The 22,733-nt window shown below is 32.7% G+C and carries 22 protein-coding genes; 8 read left to right on the top strand and 14 right to left on the bottom strand.

The features are described from left to right. Nucleotides 1-102: 102 nt before the first annotated feature. Nucleotides 103-1,014 carry a proline-specific peptidase family protein gene (locus tag H628_RS0102255; RefSeq protein ID WP_027825002.1) on the top strand — a complete coding sequence of 304 codons (912 nt, stop codon included), beginning with the start codon at nucleotides 103-105 and terminating at the stop codon, nucleotides 1,012-1,014. Nucleotides 1,015-1,065: 51 nt separating this feature from the next. Here H628_RS0102255 and efp read toward each other — a convergent pair whose 3' ends face one another. The 6 genes from efp to helD all read right to left on the bottom strand — a co-directional run bounded on the left by efp (nucleotide 1,066) and on the right by helD (nucleotide 7,608). Next, the gene (gene efp, locus H628_RS0102250) at nucleotides 1,066-1,626 is read right to left on the bottom strand and encodes an elongation factor P (RefSeq protein ID WP_027825001.1); all 561 of its coding nucleotides are present in this window, start codon (nucleotides 1,624-1,626) and stop codon (nucleotides 1,066-1,068) included. Between the two features lie 126 nt (nucleotides 1,627-1,752). Next, complete coding sequence (coaA, locus tag H628_RS0102245; RefSeq protein ID WP_027825000.1) at nucleotides 1,753-2,667, bottom strand: type I pantothenate kinase; 915 nt, start codon at nucleotides 2,665-2,667, stop codon at nucleotides 1,753-1,755. Between the two features lie 12 nt (nucleotides 2,668-2,679). Further along, nucleotides 2,680-3,936 carry a sensor histidine kinase gene (locus H628_RS0102240; protein ID WP_027824999.1) on the bottom strand — a complete coding sequence of 419 codons (1,257 nt, stop codon included), beginning with the start codon at nucleotides 3,934-3,936 and terminating at the stop codon, nucleotides 2,680-2,682. Between the two features lie 4 nt (nucleotides 3,937-3,940). Then, nucleotides 3,941-4,609, bottom strand: a complete 669-nt coding sequence (locus H628_RS0102235) for a response regulator transcription factor (RefSeq protein ID WP_027824998.1) — start codon at nucleotides 4,607-4,609, stop codon at nucleotides 3,941-3,943. Then, nucleotides 4,609-5,220 carry a GTP pyrophosphokinase gene (locus tag H628_RS0102230; RefSeq protein ID WP_027824997.1) on the bottom strand — a complete coding sequence of 204 codons (612 nt, stop codon included), beginning with the start codon at nucleotides 5,218-5,220 and terminating at the stop codon, nucleotides 4,609-4,611. The genes H628_RS0102235 and H628_RS0102230 overlap by 1 nt, the downstream gene beginning before the upstream one ends. A gap of 93 nt (nucleotides 5,221-5,313) precedes the next feature. Further along, nucleotides 5,314-7,608: an RNA polymerase recycling motor HelD gene (gene helD, locus H628_RS0102225; RefSeq protein WP_027824996.1), complete on the bottom strand. Its 2,295-nt coding sequence runs from the start codon at nucleotides 7,606-7,608 to the stop codon at nucleotides 5,314-5,316. A gap of 158 nt (nucleotides 7,609-7,766) precedes the next feature. Between helD and H628_RS0102220 the strand changes: the two genes are divergently transcribed. Both H628_RS0102220 and H628_RS0102215 read left to right on the top strand, forming a co-directional pair. Then, the gene (locus H628_RS0102220) at nucleotides 7,767-8,450 is read left to right on the top strand and encodes a matrixin family metalloprotease (RefSeq protein WP_027824995.1); all 684 of its coding nucleotides are present in this window, start codon (nucleotides 7,767-7,769) and stop codon (nucleotides 8,448-8,450) included. Nucleotides 8,451-8,459: 9 nt separating this feature from the next. Next, nucleotides 8,460-9,110 (top strand): histidine phosphatase family protein, encoded by a 651-nt coding sequence (locus H628_RS0102215; protein ID WP_027824994.1) that lies wholly within the window; start codon nucleotides 8,460-8,462, stop codon nucleotides 9,108-9,110. Nucleotides 9,111-9,142: 32 nt separating this feature from the next. On the opposite strand, the gene H628_RS0102210 is transcribed toward H628_RS0102215, so the two are convergent. The 3 genes from H628_RS0102210 to H628_RS0102200 are packed head-to-tail and all read right to left on the bottom strand — an operon-like array spanning nucleotide 9,143 to nucleotide 12,196. Continuing rightward, nucleotides 9,143-9,580, bottom strand: coding sequence for a nucleoside-diphosphate kinase (locus tag H628_RS0102210; protein WP_027824993.1), 438 nt, complete (start codon nucleotides 9,578-9,580; stop codon nucleotides 9,143-9,145). Between the two features lie 52 nt (nucleotides 9,581-9,632). After that, nucleotides 9,633-11,432: an FtsX-like permease family protein gene (locus tag H628_RS0102205; RefSeq protein WP_027824992.1), complete on the bottom strand. Its 1,800-nt coding sequence runs from the start codon at nucleotides 11,430-11,432 to the stop codon at nucleotides 9,633-9,635. Between the two features lie 17 nt (nucleotides 11,433-11,449). Beyond that, the gene (locus H628_RS0102200; RefSeq protein ID WP_034538139.1) at nucleotides 11,450-12,196 is read right to left on the bottom strand and encodes an ABC transporter ATP-binding protein; all 747 of its coding nucleotides are present in this window, start codon (nucleotides 12,194-12,196) and stop codon (nucleotides 11,450-11,452) included. Between the two features lie 148 nt (nucleotides 12,197-12,344). On the opposite strand from H628_RS0102200, the gene H628_RS0102195 reads away from it, so the two are divergent. Next, nucleotides 12,345-13,775, top strand: a complete 1,431-nt coding sequence (locus H628_RS0102195; RefSeq protein ID WP_027824990.1) for an APC family permease — start codon at nucleotides 12,345-12,347, stop codon at nucleotides 13,773-13,775. Nucleotides 13,776-13,811: 36 nt separating this feature from the next. Here H628_RS0102195 and H628_RS0102190 read toward each other — a convergent pair whose 3' ends face one another. Continuing rightward, entirely contained in the window at nucleotides 13,812-15,050 is a 1,239-nt protein-coding gene (locus tag H628_RS0102190) for a hypothetical protein (RefSeq protein ID WP_155825146.1), read from the bottom strand. Nucleotides 15,051-15,190: 140 nt separating this feature from the next. On the opposite strand from H628_RS0102190, the gene hflX reads away from it, so the two are divergent. Next, the gene (gene hflX / locus H628_RS0102185) at nucleotides 15,191-16,453 is read left to right on the top strand and encodes a GTPase HflX (RefSeq protein ID WP_027824988.1); all 1,263 of its coding nucleotides are present in this window, start codon (nucleotides 15,191-15,193) and stop codon (nucleotides 16,451-16,453) included. A gap of 113 nt (nucleotides 16,454-16,566) precedes the next feature. Further along, nucleotides 16,567-17,811 carry a CAP domain-containing protein gene (locus tag H628_RS0102180; protein ID WP_027824987.1) on the top strand — a complete coding sequence of 415 codons (1,245 nt, stop codon included), beginning with the start codon at nucleotides 16,567-16,569 and terminating at the stop codon, nucleotides 17,809-17,811. An 81-nt stretch (nucleotides 17,812-17,892) separates the two neighbouring features. On the opposite strand, the gene H628_RS0102175 is transcribed toward H628_RS0102180, so the two are convergent. Beyond that, nucleotides 17,893-18,597 (bottom strand): C40 family peptidase, encoded by a 705-nt coding sequence (locus H628_RS0102175; protein WP_027824986.1) that lies wholly within the window; start codon nucleotides 18,595-18,597, stop codon nucleotides 17,893-17,895. A gap of 173 nt (nucleotides 18,598-18,770) precedes the next feature. Then, nucleotides 18,771-19,328, bottom strand: a complete 558-nt coding sequence (locus tag H628_RS0102170) for a guanylate kinase (RefSeq protein WP_027824985.1) — start codon at nucleotides 19,326-19,328, stop codon at nucleotides 18,771-18,773. A gap of 86 nt (nucleotides 19,329-19,414) precedes the next feature. Between H628_RS0102170 and H628_RS0102165 the strand changes: the two genes are divergently transcribed. Beyond that, nucleotides 19,415-19,693 carry a DUF2187 family protein gene (locus H628_RS0102165; RefSeq protein WP_027824984.1) on the top strand — a complete coding sequence of 93 codons (279 nt, stop codon included), beginning with the start codon at nucleotides 19,415-19,417 and terminating at the stop codon, nucleotides 19,691-19,693. Nucleotides 19,694-19,885: 192 nt separating this feature from the next. Next, nucleotides 19,886-21,427: an O-antigen ligase family protein gene (locus tag H628_RS0102160; RefSeq protein ID WP_027824983.1), complete on the top strand. Its 1,542-nt coding sequence runs from the start codon at nucleotides 19,886-19,888 to the stop codon at nucleotides 21,425-21,427. 28 nt (nucleotides 21,428-21,455) lie between these two features. Here the strand turns inward: H628_RS0102160 and H628_RS0102155 are convergent, their stop codons facing one another. Both H628_RS0102155 and H628_RS0102150 read right to left on the bottom strand, forming a co-directional pair. Then, entirely contained in the window at nucleotides 21,456-22,082 is a 627-nt protein-coding gene (locus H628_RS0102155) for an LVIS_2131 family protein (RefSeq protein WP_034538136.1), read from the bottom strand. A gap of 65 nt (nucleotides 22,083-22,147) precedes the next feature. Then, a complete protein-coding gene (locus H628_RS0102150; RefSeq protein WP_027824981.1) occupies nucleotides 22,148-22,627 on the bottom strand; it encodes a hypothetical protein in 480 nt (159 codons plus the stop codon). Nucleotides 22,628-22,733: the final 106 nt, after the last annotated feature.

Genomic DNA, 22,733 nt, shown 5'->3' with positions numbered 1-22,733 from the left:
AATTTTTACTAATTCTGCATTCACCATGCAAAATGCATTTATTAGTAAAAAGCGTTAAAATTAGTACTATCACTAAAATTTAATTGAAAGCAAGGAGTTTATATGAAAACAGGAACTAAAATTATCACTTTAGATAACGGCTACCATTTGTGGACTAATACTCAAGGTACTGGCAAGATTCATTTACTTTGCTTACATGGTGGCCCTGGTGGTAACCATGAATATTGGGAAGATACTGCTGAACAATTAAAAAAGCAAGGTTTAGATGTTCAAGTTCATATGTATGATCAATTAGGTTCATTATATTCAGATCAACCTGACTATTCTAATCCAGAAATAGCTAAGAAGTATCTTACTTATGAATACTTTTTAGATGAGGTTGAAGAAGTTCGCCAAAAATTAGGCATTGATAACTTCTACCTTATCGGTCAAAGTTGGGGCGGTTTATTAGTTCAAGAATATGCAGTTAAATATGGTAATCACTTAAAAGGTGCTATTATTTCATCAATGGTTGACGAAATCGATGAATATGTAGCAGCTGTTAACCGCAGACGTGAAGAAGTTTTAACTAAAGATGAAATTGACTTTATGCATAAATGCGAAGCTGAAGGTAACTTTGATAACCAAAGATACCAAGATGATGTCCAAATCTTAAATATCAACTTTGTTGATCGTAAGCAACCTTCTAAGCTATATCACTTAAAGGATTTAGGTGGTACAGCTGTCTACAATGCTTTCCAAGGTGACAATGAATTTGTCATTACTGGTAAGTTGAAAGATTGGCACTTCAGAGATCAACTTAAGAACATAAAAGTCCCAACATTATTAACCTTCGGTGAACATGAAACTATGCCACTTGATACTGCAAGAACTATGCAAAAGTTAATTCCAAACTCACGCTTAGTAACTACTCCAAATGGTGGTCACCACCACATGGTTGATAATCCAGATGTATACTACCGCCATTTAGCTGACTTTATTCGCGAAGTTGAAGCAGATACCTTTAACAAATAAAAAGAATTATTTTCATAAAAAAACTGTTAGGAAAAATCCTAACAGTTTTTATTATGCACGTGACTTGTATGTACCATCAGTAGTATTGATTACTAATTCATCACCATTATTAATAAAATCTGGAACAGTTACTACCAATCCAGTTTCCATCGTTGCAGGCTTACCACCAGCTGCAGCAGTAGCTCCCTTAATACCAGGTTGTGTATCCTTAACTTTTAGATTAACAGTCCCTGGAAGTTCAACAGCAATTAATTCGCCTTCATCGGTAAATTCAAGCTTAACTTCAATGTTGGGCATTAAATATAAAGCATCATCACCTAATTGTTCCCGAGTAATTTGGTATTGTTCATAAGTTTCAGTATCCATGAAGATATAGTTAGTACCTTCTTCATATAAATATTGCGCGTTCTTCTTTAATACCTCTACTAATTCCACCTTTTCACTAGGACGCATAGTCTTGTGGATTACTGAACCAGCACGAACATCACGCAAATCCATTTGCATAACAGTATTACCCTTACCAGGCTTATGGTGATTACTCTTTAAAACGAGCATCAATTTACCATCTTGATCAAAAATCATACCTTTTTTTAGTTCAATTGCAGTTGTCATAAAAATTCTCCTTAGCTTATAAAAAATATAAATATTAATCGCATTTATTAGCTAAGTAATGACGGGGGCAATGCAAGAACCTTCATCAACATATAAATTAACATATTCATATTTCTAGTATAACCGTTAAAAGGCCCTTAAGTAAACCTTATCGATCTTATGACCTACAGTTTTATGTAGGATTACATTAGCTCTTGATTTAGTTGGTGCAATGTACTCTCTTAAATTAACTAGATCAATCGCTTGCCAAACCTCTTTAGCTGCTGCAATCGCTTCTTTTCTAGGACTATTAGCCCAATGATAATAGTAATTTTCGGGATTATTTTTGTTTTGATCCATTAATTCTTCAAAACGATTCAAGAACCATTTTTCGATTAAATCTTCATCAGCATCTAAATAAATTGAAAAATCAAAAAAATCACTTGTCACTACAGTCCCGTTAGGTGGTAGCTGTAAGGTATTAATTCCTTCGATAATTAAAATATCAGGATTTTGCACATGCCCGAATTTATCCGGAATAATATCAGAAATTGCTTGTGAATACAGCGGATAAACAATATCTTTTTTCCCTCTTACTAAGTCAGTTAAAAAGTCATTCAATCTTCTCATATTATAACTTTCGGGAAATCCCTTGCGACTCATTAAATGACGAGCTTGAAGTTCACTATTTGAATACAAGAACCCATCTGTTGTCATACGTTGAATTTTTAATTCAGGATAAGCCTTTTGTAAAAGCAAACGTAACAAACGCGAAGTTGTTGATTTTCCAACTGAAACCGAGCCACTAATACCGATAATAAAGGGGCGATGACTAATATCTTTCTTCAAAAAAACCTCTTTAGCTAGTTTCTCTGCTAGATACTGTTTAAAACAAACCTCGATATACTCAACTAAGCTTTCATAAACTTCTCTAACATCATCAATTTGTAGGACATCACCATGACTATTTATTTTTGCTAATTCATCCGTACTAATTTCTAAATTCAATCCAGGATTTAAATTAGCCCAGTCATTCCTTTCAAATTCAGTAAAAGTTTTCATTTTATACTCCACCTACTTTTTCAAACGCAAACTTACCCTCATAACAACCATGCCATTTTCATAACTAGCTGATAATTTGCCTCCAAAAATTTGCACCAAATCTTGTGCCATTGACAAGCCAATGCCAAAGCCTGACTTATCACTATTATTGTGGCTTTCATCTTGACGATAAAATCTTTCAAAAAATCGCTTCAAATTAATATTTTTTCCTTCTTGATAGCTATTTTTTACTTCAAGAACAGCAGTGTAACTCAAAAATTTAGTATTCCATTTTTTCTTTAGTAGCACTTCAACTTTACCGCCGACATCACAATATTTATTAGCATTATCAATTAAAATATTTATTAATTCCAATAAGCTTCTCTTTTCGGCATTAACAATTAAATTAGGTTCAATCTCAAAATAATAGCTTTTTCCATCTCTTTGAATAAGGCTTTTAAAACTCTTTGCCGCCTTTTGACTAACTTCAGAAAAGTTAACTCGCTCTAAAATCAGCTTTTCCTGCTCACCTATCCTTGCAAGACTAATTAACTGATTAATCAACATAGTTAAACGTTGTGTCTGCTCTTTGGTACTTTCAGTCCACTCATCACCTTTACCAATCATTTCTTGCATTTCAGTATTTGCACTAATAATTGCTATTGGAGTTTTCAATTCATGACCAGCATTGGTAATAAATCTTCTTTGTTTGTTATAGGCATCAATAACAGGCTTAATTGCTTGCTTAGAAAGCAATATTAAAATCAAAGTAAAGAATATCAAAACGCTAAAACCTATTAGCAAGGCTAAATTAAGTAGTCTACGTGCATTAGCTCTAATTGCATTGGTATCTAAAAAGCAAATATACAGCCCCGACTTTACCTTCTTAACCTTATAGTTAAAATTAGTTCCAGCAATTATTAATTGTCCATCTTGGTTACTTTTGGCTACTTGTTTAATTTGCTTTGAACTTGTTTTCAGATTTTGCTTGTTAACTGTGGATATATGAGTATTATCAACTAATTTAACTTGGCCCTTATTAGTAATAAACACACTGAAATATCGATACCTGAATAAGCTATCCTTATTTTGATCAGGTCCCAAGTGCTTTCTTGCCTGATTTTGAGGCAATTGACCCTTATTACTTATTAAAATTTGTAATACCTCATTAATTTCCTGGTTATTTCGATATTGCATTGCTAAGACTATGCCACCAAAAGAGGCTAATAATATTATCGACAACGATAATACGGCAACCGCAATAAATTTACGTTGAAATTTTGCAATCATAGTCTTACTCCTTTATCTTTACTGTAAAACTTGCTCCTTTATCCCCAAAGATTTCCACATTTGAACCAATTGCTGCGAGTTTTTCTCTGAGATAAGAAATATATATCCACACCACATCAACAGTTTCATCAGTATTTTTCCAAACATGACTAAAAATTTCGAGAGTTGACAGTTCTTTATCTTGATTGAGAATTAAATATGCGAGTAATTCTGTTTCCTTACTTGAAAGTCTGACGCTATTGATACTTGAAAGCTCCTGGGTATCCACATCTAAAAATACGTTACCTAGCTTTAAGTTTTTAACTTCAAATTTGTCTTCACGTCGCTCTTTAGAACGTAAACGTGCTAGTAACTCTTTTAAAGAAAAAGGCTTAGTCAGATAATCATCTGCTCCATCATCTAAGCCTTTAACCTTATCATCAATTTCACTTTTAGCAGTTAACATGATGATATAGGTTTTATCACCTTTTGCTCTAATTTCTTTAACTGCAGTCAAACCATCTTTGACTGGCATCATAATATCAAAGATCATCAAATCATAAGCATTTTTGCTAGCCAAATCAACTGCTTCTTGACCGTTAAATGCACTATCAACCTGATAACCTTGGCTAGTCATTGCAACACTCAAAACATGATTTAATTGTTTTTCATCTTCAGCAAGTAAAATCTTCATTAATTATCTTCCTTTATTAATTGTCTGATTGTTTGCATGGTTAAATCACAACTTGCCAACTCATCAGCAACACGTTTCAATTCTTTGGAAATTCTCTCTGGATTTTTGATATGATGCTTATATTTCATTTCATGTTCTAAGCTGGCCCATGTATCCATTGCAATCGTTCGTAGCTGTATTTCGACGAAATATTCACCAGGTCTATTACCATTTATATCTTCAAAATCCGTTTTCTTTTTCAAGATTAAGTGATATGAGCGATAACCATTGGGCTTTGCTACTTTGATATAATCTTTTTCTGCTACAACTGTTAAATCAGCCTCAGCTTTCAACAAATCCACAATGCGATAAATATCATCCACAAAATTAGTTACAATTCTAAGCCCAATTGCATCTCGATTTTCCACAAGTGCGCTATATTCAGTTTCTGGTAAATTCTTGCGTTGACACTTCTCACGCATGCTTTTATCAGTTTTAATTCTACCTTCTAGGTGTTCATATAACTTTTGTCCAGTTTGCTTTTGATAATTCATATTAAAATTCTGGATTTTATTCTTTAGCTCAGCTAAAATTTCAGGTAAAAAAGCTGCATATTTTCCATAAATACTCATTAAAATCTACCTCGCGAAACTTCTTACTAGCATTTTAGCAAAGTAAGCAAGTTAAAGATAAAGAAAAAGTCATCTTTGACGATGACTTAAGAATTATTTATCAATATATAAGGTCTTATCAACATTTAACAATGGACTTAACTTTCCATAATAAATAAGGTCTAGTTTATACATCGCTCTTGAAGCAATTGTATAAACTAATTGACTTTCATCTACATTAGCATATACATCTGCAGCCGGATTCCACATAACTACAGCATCAAATTCAAGTCCCTTAGCTAAATATGATGGCACAATGATAGTTCCTGGAACCAATCTTTGATTAGCACTAGCAATTAAAGTTGTTTTAACTCCTAACTGCTTCAAAGCTTCAAATACTTCTTTAGCACTAGCTAAATCTTTAGTGATTACAGCACTTGTTAAGTCAGATTGATTATTTTCTTGAATAATCTTAGCTAAACTTTCAATAGCAGTACTAAAATCTGCTTGTTGATAAAATGCAGGCTTAGGTCCTTGGCGATTAAAAGCTTCAATCTTTTCTCCATGAGTTAAAATTGCCTTGGTAAAATCGGTAATCTGCTTGGTAGACCGATATGATTTTGTCAGTTGAACCACCGAAGTCTTATCAGCATCAAATAAACTTGAAATTTGGCTAAGCAAATCATGACTTGCATCTTTGGTAAAAATAGCCTGGTTTAAATCTCCTAGCATCGTAAATTTTGCTCGAGGGAAGTTATAACGTAAATAAGCTAACTGAAATGGTGTGTAATCTTGAATTTCGTCAATAAAGGCATATCTCATTTCATAGTTAGTTCTTCTACCAGTTAATAAATCATAAAGATAAAGATAAGCTGATACATCCGTCATCTTAATCTTGTGGTTCTTGAATCCTGCAATAACGTCTTCAATATGTTCTTCCCATTCATTTTGGCTAAAGTTATATTTAGTAAAGTCAATACTTCTGCCAACTAACCGTAAAAAGTTAATATATTGCTTAGGTAGATTCAAAAACTGATTATGATTGATTTTACGATTTACCTTTTTAAGTTCTTTAATAACAATCTTACGAGCCAAGAATCTTTCTTCTTTTTCACCTGATTCGAATTCTTGATCAGGTCGATCATACAATTGGTTAAGCTGCTCTTGACTCAAGCTTTCGATAATTCTACTTACCCAAGCCTTTTTGCTTTCCCGAGTAATCATATGATTTAAGCTATTAACTAAACTTTCTTTGGTCGCATCAATACGGTTAACTAACTTATAATTATCAGGAAATGAGTAATAAATCTCTTTGATTTTTTCTTTACTGAAGAAAGGTTGTTTCTTATCTCTAAAGTAAATATCTTTGAAGATTACCCCTTTTTGTTTCAGCATTTGAGCGTAACGGGTCAACATTTTAAAGAAAGTCAATGAATCTTTAAATTCTTTTATCGCATCATTTTTCTCTGAGTTTTCAAACTGTTCAAATAAGTTTTCAACTTCCATATTTGGTAACCGACGACTGACAAATTGCCAGTAAGTCATTTGTACCATATTTTGTTCTCCCATCTCAGGTAAAACATTTTCAATATAGTCGTTAAAGAGCTGATTAGGACTAAACATAATCACATTTGAACTAGTTAAATTGCCTCGATAGCGATATAAAAGATAAGCAATTCTTTGCAAAATTGCACTAGTCTTACCACTACCTGCTGCACCTTGAACAAATAGCAAATCATCCTTAGTATTACGAATGATTCTGTTTTGTTCTTTTTGAATAGTAGTAACAATTGACTTCATTTGAGTCGAAGATTTTTCGCCTAGGACTTCGAGTAACATTTGATCACCGATTGATTCATCAGTATCAAACATATTCTCAATTTTGCCATTCTCAATCATAAATTGGCGCTTTTTGGTCATATCAACTTCTTGCTCACCATTAGGAGCATGATAAGTAACTTTTCCCAGTTTACCATCATAGTAAATTGAAGAAATAGGCGCACGCCAATCATAAATTAAAAAGTGATCATCCCGGTCGGCAAAAGAGCCCAAGCCAATATAGATTGTTTCCGGCTTTTCACCAGTCTCTTCAAAATCAACTCTAGCAAAATAAGGTTTCTTTTTTAATCGTCTCAAAGTAGAAAGTTGCTTATTTGAATGTTGCCAGGCATTTTGTCTTTCAGCTAGCATTTGTTGCTGCTGATGAATTGACAAAGCCGTATCCATTGAAGTTGAGTAGCCATCATAATCAAGCTTAACATCATCAAAGAAATGAGCATTTAAATTTCGTGCTTCACTCTCGGCTGATTGAATTGATCCTCTTAATTTTTGTTCTTTTTTATCAATTAAGTCTAAAACTTCATCTAAATGTTTTTGTTCATATTGTTTTTCATGTTCATAATTTGACAAAGGTCTTCACGCCCTTCTAAAATCTTGCATTCTATTTTAGCATAGTCCATAAAAATAAGATAATTATTCGCTTTTTTAGCTATTATTCAAACTTTCTTAAAACTTTTTCTTTATAGTAAGTGACAAAATGATTATTCTTTTCTTGAGGGATAAAAACTATGAACTTTTCAAAAAGATTTTTTAAATTTTTACTTACTATAGTAGTGTTTGCTTTTACCATTCACTTATATCAAACTGATTCTAATCTAAGAACTGCTGCCAATAATTCGATTGCCTTTCTAAAAACCAAATTGCAACAAACAATCTTACCTAACACCCAGTCCAGTGCTAGCAATGATACTGCAAGCAAGGGAGACTACCGCTGGAGTAAAAATAGCGCAAGTGTTTATATCGACTTAGATAATCAGACTTTGTACAATGCTAGTGTCGAAGCTATCAATTCTTGGAATAATACGGGCAGTTTTACATTTACACTGACTCAAAATAAAAAGAACGCCAACATTATTATTAAAACTATGGACGATGACACTACTAATGCAGCCGGATTAACTAGTACTTCCTATAATCCAATTACGAAAAAGCTACTTAAGGCAACAGTTAAATTAAACAGTTATTATCTTTTAAATGGTTGGTTTGGCTATGATCATAGTCGCATTGTTAATACTGCTGAACATGAATTAGGACATGCAATTGGTCTCAAACATAATAAAGGAGTTAGTGTCATGTATCCTGAAGGATCATACTATACAATTCAGCCTGCTGATGTCAGCAATGTGGAAAAGCTGTACAATGAAGATAATCAGAAGCAAAATTCAAATCAAAATCAATCAAATGCGGCATAGGAGAAATTTATGAAAAAAATTTACATTGTTCGTCATGGTAGAACTTACATAAATCACTACAACAAGATGCAAGGCTGGTGTGATACCCCTTTAACTGAAGCAGGAGAAAAAGGCGCCCAAGAAGCGGCTGAAGCTCTTAAGAATGTTCCTTTTGATATTGCCTTTTCAAGTGACACTAAGCGTGCAAATGATACGTGTGATATTATCGTTCAAAGAAATATTAACCACAATTCCTTACAACATTTAACTAGTAAATTCTTCAGGGAACAATTCTACGGTTATTTTGAAGGAATGGATTCAGATATGGCTTGGCGCATGATTGCTGGTCCTGTTGGATTGAAGAACTTACCTGATTTACTTGAAAATTATAGTATAGACGAAATTAAGGATTTAATGCATAAAGCTGATCCATATCACGAAGCTGAAAGTGCAGCTCAATATTGGAATCGAATTGAACAGGGCTTAGATTTAATCCGTGAGCTTGATGGATATGAAAATATTCTACTTGTCACTCATGGGTTTACAATTCGCTCTTTAGTCGCTAAATATGGTCAAGGAAAATTTGATATTAAAACTGGCCCACGTAACTCATCAATTACTATTATGGAAATGACTGATAGGACTACCAAGATAACCAGTTATAATCAATTAGAAGTATAGAAAAAAAGCAGTTCAAAATGAACTGCTTTTTGTTATGCTTCAAATTTAAAATCAGGGAACCACACACCTGCTTCTCTTTTAGCACTTTCAATTGAATCAGAGGTATGGATTACGTTTCTAATATTATCATCTGGCCATTCTCTACCAAAATCACCACGAACAGTTCCCATTTCTGCATCAGATGGATTGGTTGCTCCAGCCATCTTATGTAAAACATCAATTACATGAGTTCCAGATACAATCATCGCTACCATCGGTCCAGAAGTCATATAGTTTAACAAATGAGGGAAATATGGCTTACCAATGCTGTCAACATAATGCTTATTCAAGTCGTCTTCAGTTGCATTAATCACTTTTAAAGCACAAATTTCAAAATTTCTATTTTCAATTCGTGTAATTATCTCACCGACATGACCAGCTTTTACACCATCTGGCTTAATTAAAACAAGTGAATATTCATCCCTAATCATAAGTTATCTCCTTTAATTGAATTCTTTAACTAGAATATCAAATAAAACTACATTACTGAAGCTTCTTAAACACAATTCCTTGATAAAGTTTAACTGTTACTAAATAGTAAACTGAATATAAAACTAAAAAGATCAATAACGGAATCCAGAAGTCTTGATATGGACTAATCACAATCTTCTTAAATAGTTGTAACCCTACTAAGACATGGCAAATACCCAAAATAGCTGGTAAGAAGAATAAAGCTCCTACTTCATGTCTAATTGCACGTTTAATTTGCTTAGTTCTAAAGCCGATTTTTCCAACCATTTGATATCTGATACGATCTTTTTCAGCACCGGTTAAAACTTTAAACATTAAAGTCGAAGCAAGCATTGCTAAGAAAGCAAAGCCCAGGAAGAATCCCATAAATTCAAAACCTGATACTAAGCCAGTAACCATTTGATAAGCCATTGGAGTTAACGGTGGCAATTCATCTGGATAAGGATTTTGAATTTTGATAACTTCGAGCAATTTTTCATAATTTGCCACCATATTCTTAGTCTTAATTAAAGTTAATTGTTTAGCTACTCCTGCTACTTTCTGATAATCGCTTGCCGAAACAAATTTTATTTCTTTACTAATTCCAATTAACGATTGTAATAAAAAATTCATTTGCTCAACATCAGATTTTTTAGCAGTTAATTTAACCGTCTTTAAATTGGTTACTGCTTCACTTTGACTAGATATTTTCTTGGTATCATAGACCTTATTGATTAAAGGGTGCTTTTCAAATTCTGATTTTTCAAAGTAAACGTAGTTTTTGCCTACTTTATAGTTATAGTTAAATTCACGCTTTCCAGCTATTTGCTTTAAGAGCGCTTCTGTTTTAGGTGTTTTCTTTAAAATTGCAGCATCATAATAAACAGTAGCAGAGTAAGTACTCTTATAACTTTCAAAACGCAAGCCAACTGTAATTGCTCCTAAAGCTAGGGCAAAGAAAATTGAAATGACAGAAAGAATTTGCGTATATTCTTCAAGTCTAAATTTTAATTGGCCTAAGGTAAATGCACGTAAATTTTTATATTGCAAACTATGGTTATGACGCAATAAATCAATCAATAATCCTAGACTTGCTTTAAATAAGAAATAGGAACCAAAACTAATTGTAAACAATGCTGTCACAACAAGTTTCACATCCAATCTTTGTCTAAATAATAAGGCATATCCTATTCCTAAAAGACCGATTCCTAATAATCCAAAAATTACTCTTAAAACCTTTTTATGACTAACGTTAACTGGAGATTGTTCTTCCTTTAAGAGCTTAATTACTGGTGTTCTCACCAACTTAATTCGATTAAAAAGTGCCGCAAAAAAGAATACTAGTAAGTAAAAGGCAAGCGTTAATAAAATTGCAGTGGGTACAACTGGAGAAAATGATTTTAGCTTTATTTTGACCATTTTCATCAAAAAAGTAGTTACACCTTGACTGGCCAAAATACCTAAAACAATTCCGGCTAAAGTTGAAATTGCACCAGTAATCAATGTTTCAGTAAAGATTAGATTACCTATTTTTCTAGATTTTGCACCTAGCATTAAATAAGTACCATAATCTTTTTTACGCATACTCAATAAAAAACGGTTAGCAAAATTAACGTACGCTAAAGTAATAATCCCTAATAATATCGCACCAAATCCAAAAATAAATTGAGTCATGCTTAAAGTTATTGGCATATTACTTTTCAGAAATACTGGATTCATGGCCAAAGACAAAAATAAGTAAAAAACAGTACTTGAAATTACTAGTCCTAAAAATAAAATCAAGTAATCCTTGAAACGTGATTTTATCCCATTAAATGATAACTTCCAAAGCATTGTAGCTTTCCTCCAATCTAGTTTTCAAGTGTTCCCAGTTTTGCAAGCAATTCCTCATAAAAGACCCCTCGACTTTTTTCGCCTTTTGTCAGCTCAGAATCAACTTTTCCATCTTTAATAAAAATAATTCTTTTACCAAAACTTGCTGAAAATGGATCATGTGTCACCATCAAAGTTGTAACTCCTTGTTGGTTCAACGATTCCATTGTCGTTAGTAGTTCTCTCGCACTTTTAGAATCAAGTGCTCCTGTTGGCTCATCAGCTAGTAAAATTGCTGGCTCATGCACTAAGGCACGACTTGCAGCAACACGTTGCTTTTGTCCACCAGATAACTGACTTGGATACTTATCTAAGAGTTCTGAAATATCTAATCTCTTTGCTACTTTTTCTACTAGTGGATCAATTCGTTTGGCACTCAAGCTCTTTAAAAATAAAGGTAAGGCAATATTTTCTCGAACATTTAAATTTTCTAACAAGTTAAAATCTTGGAAAATAAAGCCAATTTCTTGACCACGAAAATCTGCCATCTCGTTCTTAGATAACCGACTAGTATCTTTACCATTAATCAGAACTTGTCCTTGGGTCGGCTTATCTAAAGTTGATAAGATATTCAGCAATGTAGTCTTCCCACTACCAGATGCTCCCATAATTACTAGGAATTCACCTTTTTCAGCCGTAAATGAAATACCATTTAGTGCAGTAAATTGCTTTTGGCCTTTTTTCCCATACACTTTAGTTACATTTTTTACATCGAGTAAGCTCATTTTTCTTCCTCCTTCATTCTGTCCTATTCATCTATTACACTATAATAACAGAACATTTTTGTCAACCAATTTATCTTGCCTTTCTAGGTACTATTTAAAACTAAGTCAAAATGTGAAATAATCAATAAGTAACGTTTAGGAGGTAAAAATGATAGAAGAAAAAAGAAAAGCCATCTCCTGGCCTGTGATTGCCTTGATGGACTTTGTTACCGTTATCGGATTCGATGATATTATCTATAATTTTCAAAATCAGGGATTACAAGTCATCGGAGACTGGATTTTACTATTAATTTTATTTGTAATTCCCTATGAATTGATTGTTGGTCATTTAGGTTCAACTTTCCCTAATGAAGGTGGAGGCTTAACTAGTTGGATTCGCCATACAAGTGGAGACAAAATGGGGTATATTACTGCTTGGTCATATTGGGTTATTTCCCTTCCATATTTGGTTGATGTTGCCAATTCAACTGTCGTAGCACTTGGCTGGCTTGTTAATGGGAATAATTCAATGCAGGATAAAATGTCTAACCAAATGTTTGCACTTTTGACTGCATTAATATTTGTTGTCTTTATTTTCTGTCAGCACCGCTTTGCCAACTCACTACAAATTTTGTCCATTCTTGGTGGTGGCGCTATGTTTGTAGTTACTATCCTTTATGTGATTATGACAGTGGTTTATTTAGGTAAAGGTGGTCAAGTACATACCCAACCATTTAACATTGGTAGCTTCATCCCTAAATTTGACATGAAGTTTTTAATGTCATTGGGTTTATTAATTTTTGCAATGAATGGTTCAGAATTTATTGCACCATATGTCAATGAAATGAAAGATGGTAAACATGATTTTCCTAAGGCTATGTATTTATTAGCAGTAATGACTGGTTTTCTAACCATCTTTGGTTCATTTGCTTTAGGTGTTTTCTTTAATGCTCATCACTTACCAAGTGACTTGAAGATGAATGGTTCGTATTATGCCTTTCAAGCTATGGGTAATGAATTCGGAATGGGAAAACTTTTCCTATATATTTTCATTATCACTCAAGCACTATACATGTTGGCACAACTAGCTGTTTTAGTTGATGGTGGGGCTAGAATCTTTTTAAGTGATACTGCTAAAAACTATTTACCACGCTTTTTAACTAAAACAGATAAAAATGGATTGCCAATCAATGGTTACTGGTTAACAACCTTTATTTGTACTGTCATCTTAGTTTTAAGTGCAACTCTACCAACTATGAATGATATTTTTAACCAGTTACTAAACTTAAATGGAATTATTTCACCATATGTGACTAGTTTGCTATTCTGGGCCTTCATTAAAGTTCGGATGAAGCCTGAAAAATTCCAATCAGAATACACTTTTATCAAAAATCGAACTTTTGCTTTAATTGTTGGGTGGTGGTGCTTCATTTTAACTATTGTTGCAGCAACCTTCAGTATCATCCCTATCGATGCACAAGCATTCTCAGATAAATGGTGGCACATGCTAATTCTTAACATTGTAGAGCCAGCATTCATGATTATTCTAGGAATCATCCTACCGTTAATTGCAAAATGGGAACGAAATAAAAATAAATAAAATTAAAACGACCAGTTTAACAGCTGGTCGTTTTTTCTAACTAATTTGTTGAGTCTTTTTATTTCGATAATAAATTAAGCTTATTATTAAAATACTATCCCACACCACAAAAATTGTTCTAGCTAAAAAGATACTCAAGGTCCATTTTGATTCAAGTGGCAATGTAAATAACAAAATCACATCAAAAACAGGTATCAGGAATAAGCCTAATTTTGAAAAATACTTCAGTCCTAAAATCATCCCTATAATTACGATTAAGCTTACTAATAGCTGAAAGATATTAAAACTGCTAGATGAAACAGCTGAAAGACAAATAGCTAAATATACTAACTGCATCCCTACCAAATAATCTTTAGCATTAGAAATCAAAGATATTTGTTGCAAAATTAGGCAAATTATAAATAAGTTATCCAGCCATGCAACTTGGCTCAATTCATTTAAATTTGCTAATAAGAAAAATAACAAACAATCATATAAGCAATACGCTAGTTGCCCATCGCTATATTTCAAAAAAGTCATCCCTAAAACTAAAACAATAACAGGTAAAAAGTACAGTTGCCACTTTGCTTGCGTTATTACAATTCCTAATAAAGAAGTAAATAGCATTAAAACTGATGCTATCAAAAACATTTTATGTTTCAGTTTAGATTTTTTCACGATTACTTCAATCTTTTTTACAGTGATTAAAATAGTCAAAATTAATTCATCCCAGATTACCCAAAGTAAGAATGAAAAGAAAAAGCCAATAGTTAAGTTGATAGAATCAGGAACAATTAACAAACTTAAAACTAATAAATTAAGTGGAAAAATGAATAAATTCCACCATTTCTTTCCAATCGCTAATAAGCAATATATCACTGCTAAAGAAGTTATTATAACTAAATAAATAATCAGATTAAATCTAGTTGGTACTTCAATCATGACCAAGCAATAAACTATCGTTAATAGTAGCGATAAATAAGAACGATATAAGTTTTTGCAGGAACTTATAAATAAAAGCACCATTAAGCATGAAGCTATTAATGCCAGTAAACTTTTGGAATCCGTAGCTATATTTACTGTTCTTAGCGTTAGAAGCTTGAAATAAAAGCAGGAAATACTCAACCAAATTTGAAAATATATCACTAAACGATATTGCTTTTTAACTAATAGAGCAAGCCAAATACCAATTACTAAACATAGCCCTATATTTATTTGTCCCAAGGAAAGCAAAACACAAAACAAATTTACAGGGATTAAGATAGTTAAAACCAGATAACGAAATCTTCTTGCCATTTTTTGCTCCGTTCTAGTCTCTACCTCCAATCTAATTATCTCATATCTAACATAAACACAGTTAAGATTGTAGCCTTAAAGTTGTGAAATATTCACTCAAGCCTTAAAATAAAGGCAGATTAGATAAGGATGGTGACTAAATGATTGACAATCACCCCAAAAGAGAAAAAGTTATCGTTGCTGGTGTCAACTTGCATGAGCCTAACTTTGAATACTATATGACGGAATTAGCTAATTTAGCTTTTGCTAATAATATGGAAGTAGTGGGCTCCTGCCAGCAAAATTTAGAAAATCTATATGGTGGAACTTACTTTGGTTTGGGTAAGCTAAATGAAATTAAGAATCTAGCTCATGGATTACATGCAAAAACTGTAGTTTTAAATGATGAACTTACACCGATGCAAATTCGCAATATTGAAAGAATCACCAAATTGCGAGTAGTTGATCGAACTGAATTAATTTTAGAAATATTTGCTAGTCGGGCTAAAACCAGACAGGCAAAATTACAAGTTGAGCTAGCCCGTTTGCAATATGAACTTCCTCGCCTCCATCCAAGTGAAAATTCACTAGATCAACAACGTGGTGGCGGTAGTGTTAACCGTGGTGCTGGTGAAAGCAAGCTAGAACTTAATCGTCGTACAATAGGTGATCAAATTAGTTTTATCAAAAAGCAATTGAGAGAAGTGGCTACCCAAGAAGAGATAAAGGCTAAAAGACGTAACCAAAGCAAATTACCTCAAGTAGCTTTGGTTGGGTATACTAATGCTGGAAAATCTACTACTATGAATGGCCTACTTAAACAATTTGGTGAAGATCCCGAAAAGAAAGTTTTTGCTAAAAATATGCTCTTTGCAACGCTTGATACTAGTGTTCGCAGAATTAACTTAGATGGAAAAAATGATTTCATCTTATCTGATACTGTTGGTTTTATTTCAAAATTACCACATAACTTAGTGGAATCTTTTAAAGCGACTTTAAAGGAAGCAAGAGATGCTGATTTAATTGTTAATGTTGTTGATTGTAGCGATTCAAACATGATTCAAATGATCAAAACTACTCAACAAGTACTAAAAGAAGTTGGAGTTTCCGATGTTCCAATGATTACTGCCTATAACAAAGCTGATTTAACTGATAAAACTTATCCTGAAATTGAAGGGAATGATATTTTATTTAGTGCTCAAGATCCAACTTCAATTAAGGCTCTTGCTAAACTAATCTCTAAGAAAATTTTCTACAATTATCAAATAATTAATTTACATTTACCAATCAATGCTGGAAAAGAATTATCATATCTTCATGATAATGGCGATGTCGTCCAAGAACAATTTAAAGCTGATGGAATTTATGTAACCGTAAAGTTAGCACCAAACGATTTAGCTCGTTTTGCTCGTTATGAGTATTAACGACTAAGTCGTTTTTTATTTCTTGTAACATTTCTGTAACGCTTTTGAAATATTTAACACTATTTTTGGTAAATAAGCTGTATAATAAAAGTAAGAGTACTGAGGAGAATATTATGAAAACAGAAACTAAAGTAACAATGCTAACAGCTTCAGCTCTACTTCTCCCATTTTTATATGGTACTGGTCAAGTAAGAGCTGCTGAGTTCTCACAAGCAGAAAAAAACCAAGTAGAAGCTTATCAAAAAGAATATAAGGCTCTTGATAGTCAAGACTACAATACATCGAAGTTATATCAGACCCAGCCTAGTGACACCAATCCTGGAACTTTAAATCAAGATTACATAAAAGGCTCACTTGGATATGTTAACTATTATCGTCAACTTGCGGGGCTAGACAGAGAAACAACTAATGATCAAGCCAATCAAGATGCGCAACTTGCTGCCTGGGCATTGGCTAAAACCAATTATCCAGTTTCTAGTGATGCTCATGGAATTTTAAATACCGAAAAACCTGCTGGAATGACCGATGAACAATGGGATAAAGCTCAACTCGCCAGTTTTGGTAATATAACGTTTAATTCAAATGATCCTGGCTTAAGTCATTCTGGAATTGACGTAAAACGACTATTACTTGATAACAATAATATTGACGGATCTCCACTAACTGGACACCGTGATTTAATTTTATCAGCTCGGGCAAGTAAAATTGGCTTTGGTACAGCAACTGGTAAAAATGGTATTCGATACGTTGTTCAAAACGGAGTATTTGCAAGCGATTTAGTCAAAAACATTTGGAAAGATACCCAATATCCAAGTAAAGGTTTGTTCCCTGTAGAATTACTTAATGAAGCAGATACTCCTTGGTCAGTTTATTTTGGACAACTTGATTTTAAGGAAAACCCAGAAATAACAATTACAGATGACGATACCGGAAAAAAAGTAACTGCAACTAATGTCAAAAATCTCGGCCACTTTAATTATGCATATGGGTATAAGACTACCATTGATTATCTTCCTACAGGTGTAGATCTCATTGTTGGTCACCAATATACAATTAAAATTGGTGACTTATATACTTATAGCTTTAAATTATTTAGTGAAAAAGCAAATGGAATTGACTTACCTTCTGCAGAAATTCTTAATACTGCCCAACATAATGACTTAGCTCTAAGTTATAAGCATGCCACATCCACTAATGGACTAGCAAGTTTTTCTACCTCAACCAAACAAAAGTTGACAAAAGCTTCTAATGCTATTGATCAGCCTCGACTTCCACAAACAGGCAATAGTATCTTAGCAACTTTAGTTCTTGGGCTAGCTTCAATAAGTACTGGTTTTACTTTGTTAAAAAAGCACTAATTAACTAAATAAAAAAGCATCGCTTCAATGCGATGCTTTTTTTATTATTCATTTTTTACTATTACTTATTTAGCTTTGAAATTATAAAACGCGCTTTGCTACTGATGGGTAGAAGTATTGGCTAATAGTTTGCTTAATAACACCTTGACCTGGGTTAGCAGCGTGGATGTATTGACCGTTGCCAACGTAAATACCTACGTGGTAAGGTGCGCTTGCAGAACCCCAGAATAATAAATCACCAGGCTTTAAGTTGTTCATTGAAACAGTAGTACCGTGGTTTACTTGAACATAAGTAGTTCTACCTAAGCTTACACCAACTTGTGAGTAAACGTAGTTAACAAGACCTGAGCAGTCAAATGATGCAGGGCCATTACCACCCCATACATAAGGCTTACCAAGTTGAGCTGAAGCTAATGAAATAACTTTAGATGCAGCTGAAGTAGATGATTGTGAGCTTGCAGCTGCTGAGCTTGAATCAACACAGTAACCTGCTTGAATCCATTGGTTACCACCTAAGTTATACCATAAAGCACCCTTGGAATCAGTTGCTGATGCAAATACCTTCCAGCTAGTACCATGAGCTAATCTCTTGCCAGTAAAAGTAGGGTTATTGTAGCTACTCCAAACGTTAACACCGTAACCTGGTACGTAGTTGATAGTAACTGCTGATGGGAAACTAGCTGCTTGTACAGTTGCATGATTATTAACTGCGTTTACAGTTGCAACACCACCTAAAGTTAAAGCAGTTGCTGCTGAAATCTTTGCTAAGTTACGTTTAAAATTCATAATTTAATATATCCTCTCAATACAAATCTCAATTTTTGGTAGACAATTTTTAAAGTCCATTTTTATTTCTTTTAATTACAGGATATATAATACAAAAGTTATGTTACATAATTGTTACAAGAATAACACTATCTGGTTAAAAAAAGTTACAAGTATGTTTTTTTGCAAAAAAATTAGTCTTTCCGTAATTTTGTCACAATTTTATCTAACGTTTGAGCTGTCTTTTTCCATTCATCATTCACGATAACATGCGCCCTTTTAGATAAATATGTATCTAATTCTAAATCTCGCTTAAATTCAGGACTATTTATTCGCTTCAAAATCTCTTCTTGATTATCGCCTCGTTCAATCAAGCGCTTCTTGAGTAAGGTAAAATCACTAACATTGACATAAATGAAGTAGACTTGATTAACAGGTAACTTGTCTAAGTATGACTTAACGCCGCTAGTATCAACAATTAATGAAGCAATTGAGCTCTTTTCCCATGCTTTTTCTAATCCCTCACGACTAGAACCATAATGATAGCTACCATATTTAACACTCTCAAACAAATGCAACTTTTTAAAACTAGCTTCACTCTCAAAATAATAAGCATCAGCACCCTCACCTAGTCTGGGAGCACGGGTTGTATGAGTTATTACCCTCTGAATTCCATGTTTTTTATTAAGATAATCAGAGATAGTTGTCTTTCCTGCGCCGCTTGGTCCCGCAATGATTATTAATTTTTGCAAAATAATGATTCTCCCCGCTTGAAATTTATCCTCTTATATAATAGTATTTCACTATTGTTGAAATAAAAAGAGGACATGGTGATTATATGAAAAAATCTGATGTTAAAGTTGGTGCAATCGTTGAAGCAAAGTCTGAAGAAGAATTAAAGCACAAGTTTCAAGGTCGTGTTGAAAAAATTTATGAAAATTCTGCTTTGCTTGCAATTACTTCTTTTGACCCTAAAGATGCAGCTGCAGTCAACGATTTAAACAATAAGATGGTAATTAACTTTAAAAATCTTAAAGCTGTTAAATCACCTAAGACTGCTACTGCAACTAGCAACGACAACGATGTTAAAATTTCAAAACTTGAAAACAAAAAATAAAGTTTGAAGAATTCAAATAAAAAGGTGAGTCTATTGTATCGAATGTTTCGACTTTTATAAAGTAGGGATATCTACTTTATTATTGATATAGAGGCTCGCCTTTTTATTTGAATTAAAAAGCCTTAATCTATCATTGTTTTTTTGATAAAATATGAATAAAAATCATTGTTTTTCAAGGTCAGGGGAGTTATTGTGAAAATTCGTTTTCAAAAATATTTATATTTCTTTATCCTTTTACAACCATTTCTAGACTTGTACTGGTTTTATTATCCACCATTATCAAACATTTTACCTTTTGCAATTCCAACAATTGTCAGAATTATTGGGATTGCCATTTTACTTGGAATGTTCTTTAGCCAAAAAAGCAATTGGCAACGTCTAGGGAAAGAATGGTGGTTAATAGCTTATACTGTTATTTTAATTATCTATAGTGTGCTTCATTTATGGCACGTTAAGAATTTCAATAGTGTAGACCCTAGCGGTTATCAATATTCCTTTACAGGGGAAGTCTTTTATTTAGTTCGAATGGCCTTACCATTAATAACAGTTTATCTTACTTATCATTCAGACATTACCGAGCAAATGTTTAAATCAGTTATCAAATGGCTAGTAGGATTATTTTCAGGAACTATTGTTATTACCAATTTATTTACAATTTCTTTGATGTCATATGAAATTGTTTTAGAACCAGGTGTTCACTTTATTAAGGGAAATATTTTCAATTGGTTTGATAAGTATCCTTATAATTATTACTTTTTAGCATCAAAAGGTTTATTTTATAAAGCTAATACATTAAGTGCTATTATGCTCTTATTATTACCATTGATGTTATATGTTTTAGTAACTGAATTTAACTGGAAAAATCTTATTCTTTACATTCTCCAAGCACTGGCTATGCTAGAGCTCGGTACCAAAGTTGCTACTGTAGGATTATTTATAACTACTTTTATTTTTATTTGCTTTTACCTTTTTAGTATTTTCATAAACAGGGATACTACTTTAAACAAAAAAGCAATTACTGCAATAATTCTAGTAAGTCTTGGTTCTAGTTTCCTGTTTATTCATGCTCCTGCTATCCAAAGAGTAAGTTATGATTCTAGTCCAGTTTCTCTACATACTACAAAAAAGAGTAAGAAGACAGTCAAGCGCGTTGATAAAATTCTTGAAAATGGGCTAAAGAAATATCATGGTCCAAAACAAAAAAAGTTTTTAATTAATTTTATTCAGAAGTATGCTCCGGTATATGCATTAAATAAAAACTTTGTTGAAAAGAGTTATTCATATAAATACGATCCATACTTTTGGTTGAAGATTATGAATTTGCCTATTACACAAAGAAGAAATTATCGTTTCCTAGAAAAGAGTATGCTTGATCAAGTTATAAAAAATAATAACAACAAATTAGATTCTTGGCTTGGCATCTCATATATTAGAGAAAATAATATATTTAAGTTAGAACGTGATTTCTCAGCTCAAAGATACTCTTTAGGCTGGATTGGTATGATTTTATTTACAGGTCTTTATCTTGTTGTTTTGGTATACTGTGGATTCAAATGGTTACTAGACAAAGCTCATCGTAATTTTCAAAATTCTGTTTTGTTAATGTCAACAGGTGCTTTAATAATCTCAGCCTTTTATGCAGGTAATGTTTTAGATTTCTTAACTGCTACCTTCATATTTGCCTTTGTTTTAGGATACTTATTATCACGTATTATGCATCCTAATAAAGCTTAAAAAGGGACGTCGCTAAGCGACGTCCCTTTTATTTACTTTGAATATTTCTAACAAATGTTGGATCAGGCACTCTAACTAAATAATATTTCAAAGCCGTTTTGCCAACATGCATTCCTAACCCATTTTGCCAGGTGTTTTTATATTTAGCTCCATAAATAGCAATATAAGCTTTTTGATATTGTTCATCTAGCTGAAGTAATTTCTTACTTTGATATGGTAACTTCTTAGCTTCCGCATTTAAAGGTTTCTCTCCATCTGAAATTACCACATTGGAACTCGACACAGTATATTTTCTACCATTACTATAAAAAACATAGTTTTGTTGTAGCTGCTTATTTGCTCTATTGTAACAAGTAACATAATAAGACTTACCTGTTCCAGTAGACAAAACTAATGGCTTATAGCGAATTGAACTTTTCAAGCGACTGGTATCATCTAACGCAGGATTATCAAATAGTGCATTATTCACCTGAATACATATTGCCAATAAAAAGACTATAATTTCTGCAATATCTATAAGAAAAGTAGACCATAAAAAGCGCTTATGCTTTACTACAATCATTTTAAGGTGACGTTTACGAATGTTAAAGCAGATAAAGAGTAAATATAGCAGGATTATTAGCCAAACAATAATCCCTAAAAGATTCCAGTTCATAGAAATTTCCTCCCTTATTATTACCAGTATACTCAACTAAACAAAAAATAGTAGCCTTCTATCTTTTATTTAGACTTTTTACTACTCTTTTCTACTTTAACGAAATTTTTAATTTCTTCATATTTTTGATCAATTAAATTAGCAAGACGTTGACTCAAAAGCGTTTCATCAGTTTCTTCTGCTGAGGCAAATAAATCTATTCTAAACTTAGACACATTGATATAGTCACTGACTACTTCTAAATAAATATTGACATTATAATCTTCTTTTTCATCTAAGAAATTACCTATCTTTTTATAGTTAGCAAAAGGTAAATTAATTACTGTAGTCTCTAAAATAAATTTAGCAGATCTTCTACCACTTACATCAAGTTCAACATGAGCAAGTGAGTTATGCTTTAATGCAGCTAATACTTCTTTTATTAACTTATTAATAATTTTTTTGGTACTTGCCTTGCTTAAATCCGCATATTTGATTTCAGCTAAATCTTGAATATAGTCTTCACTTTCAATTCTTTTTGTTAATTCTTCTAGTGTTATTTTCACAATTAAACCTTCATTTCTAAATATTCACCTATAGGTTATCGAATTCAGCAATTTTTCGCAACCATAATAAAATAACACTTTTCAAAGTTTACATCTGTAAACTCAA

This window comes from Lactobacillus psittaci DSM 15354 (assembly GCF_000425905.1).
GTDB lineage: Bacteria > Bacillota > Bacilli > Lactobacillales > Lactobacillaceae > Lactobacillus > Lactobacillus psittaci.
The sequence above is the reverse complement of the archived record's forward strand: the minus strand, read 5'-3'. Positions and strand labels throughout refer to the sequence as shown.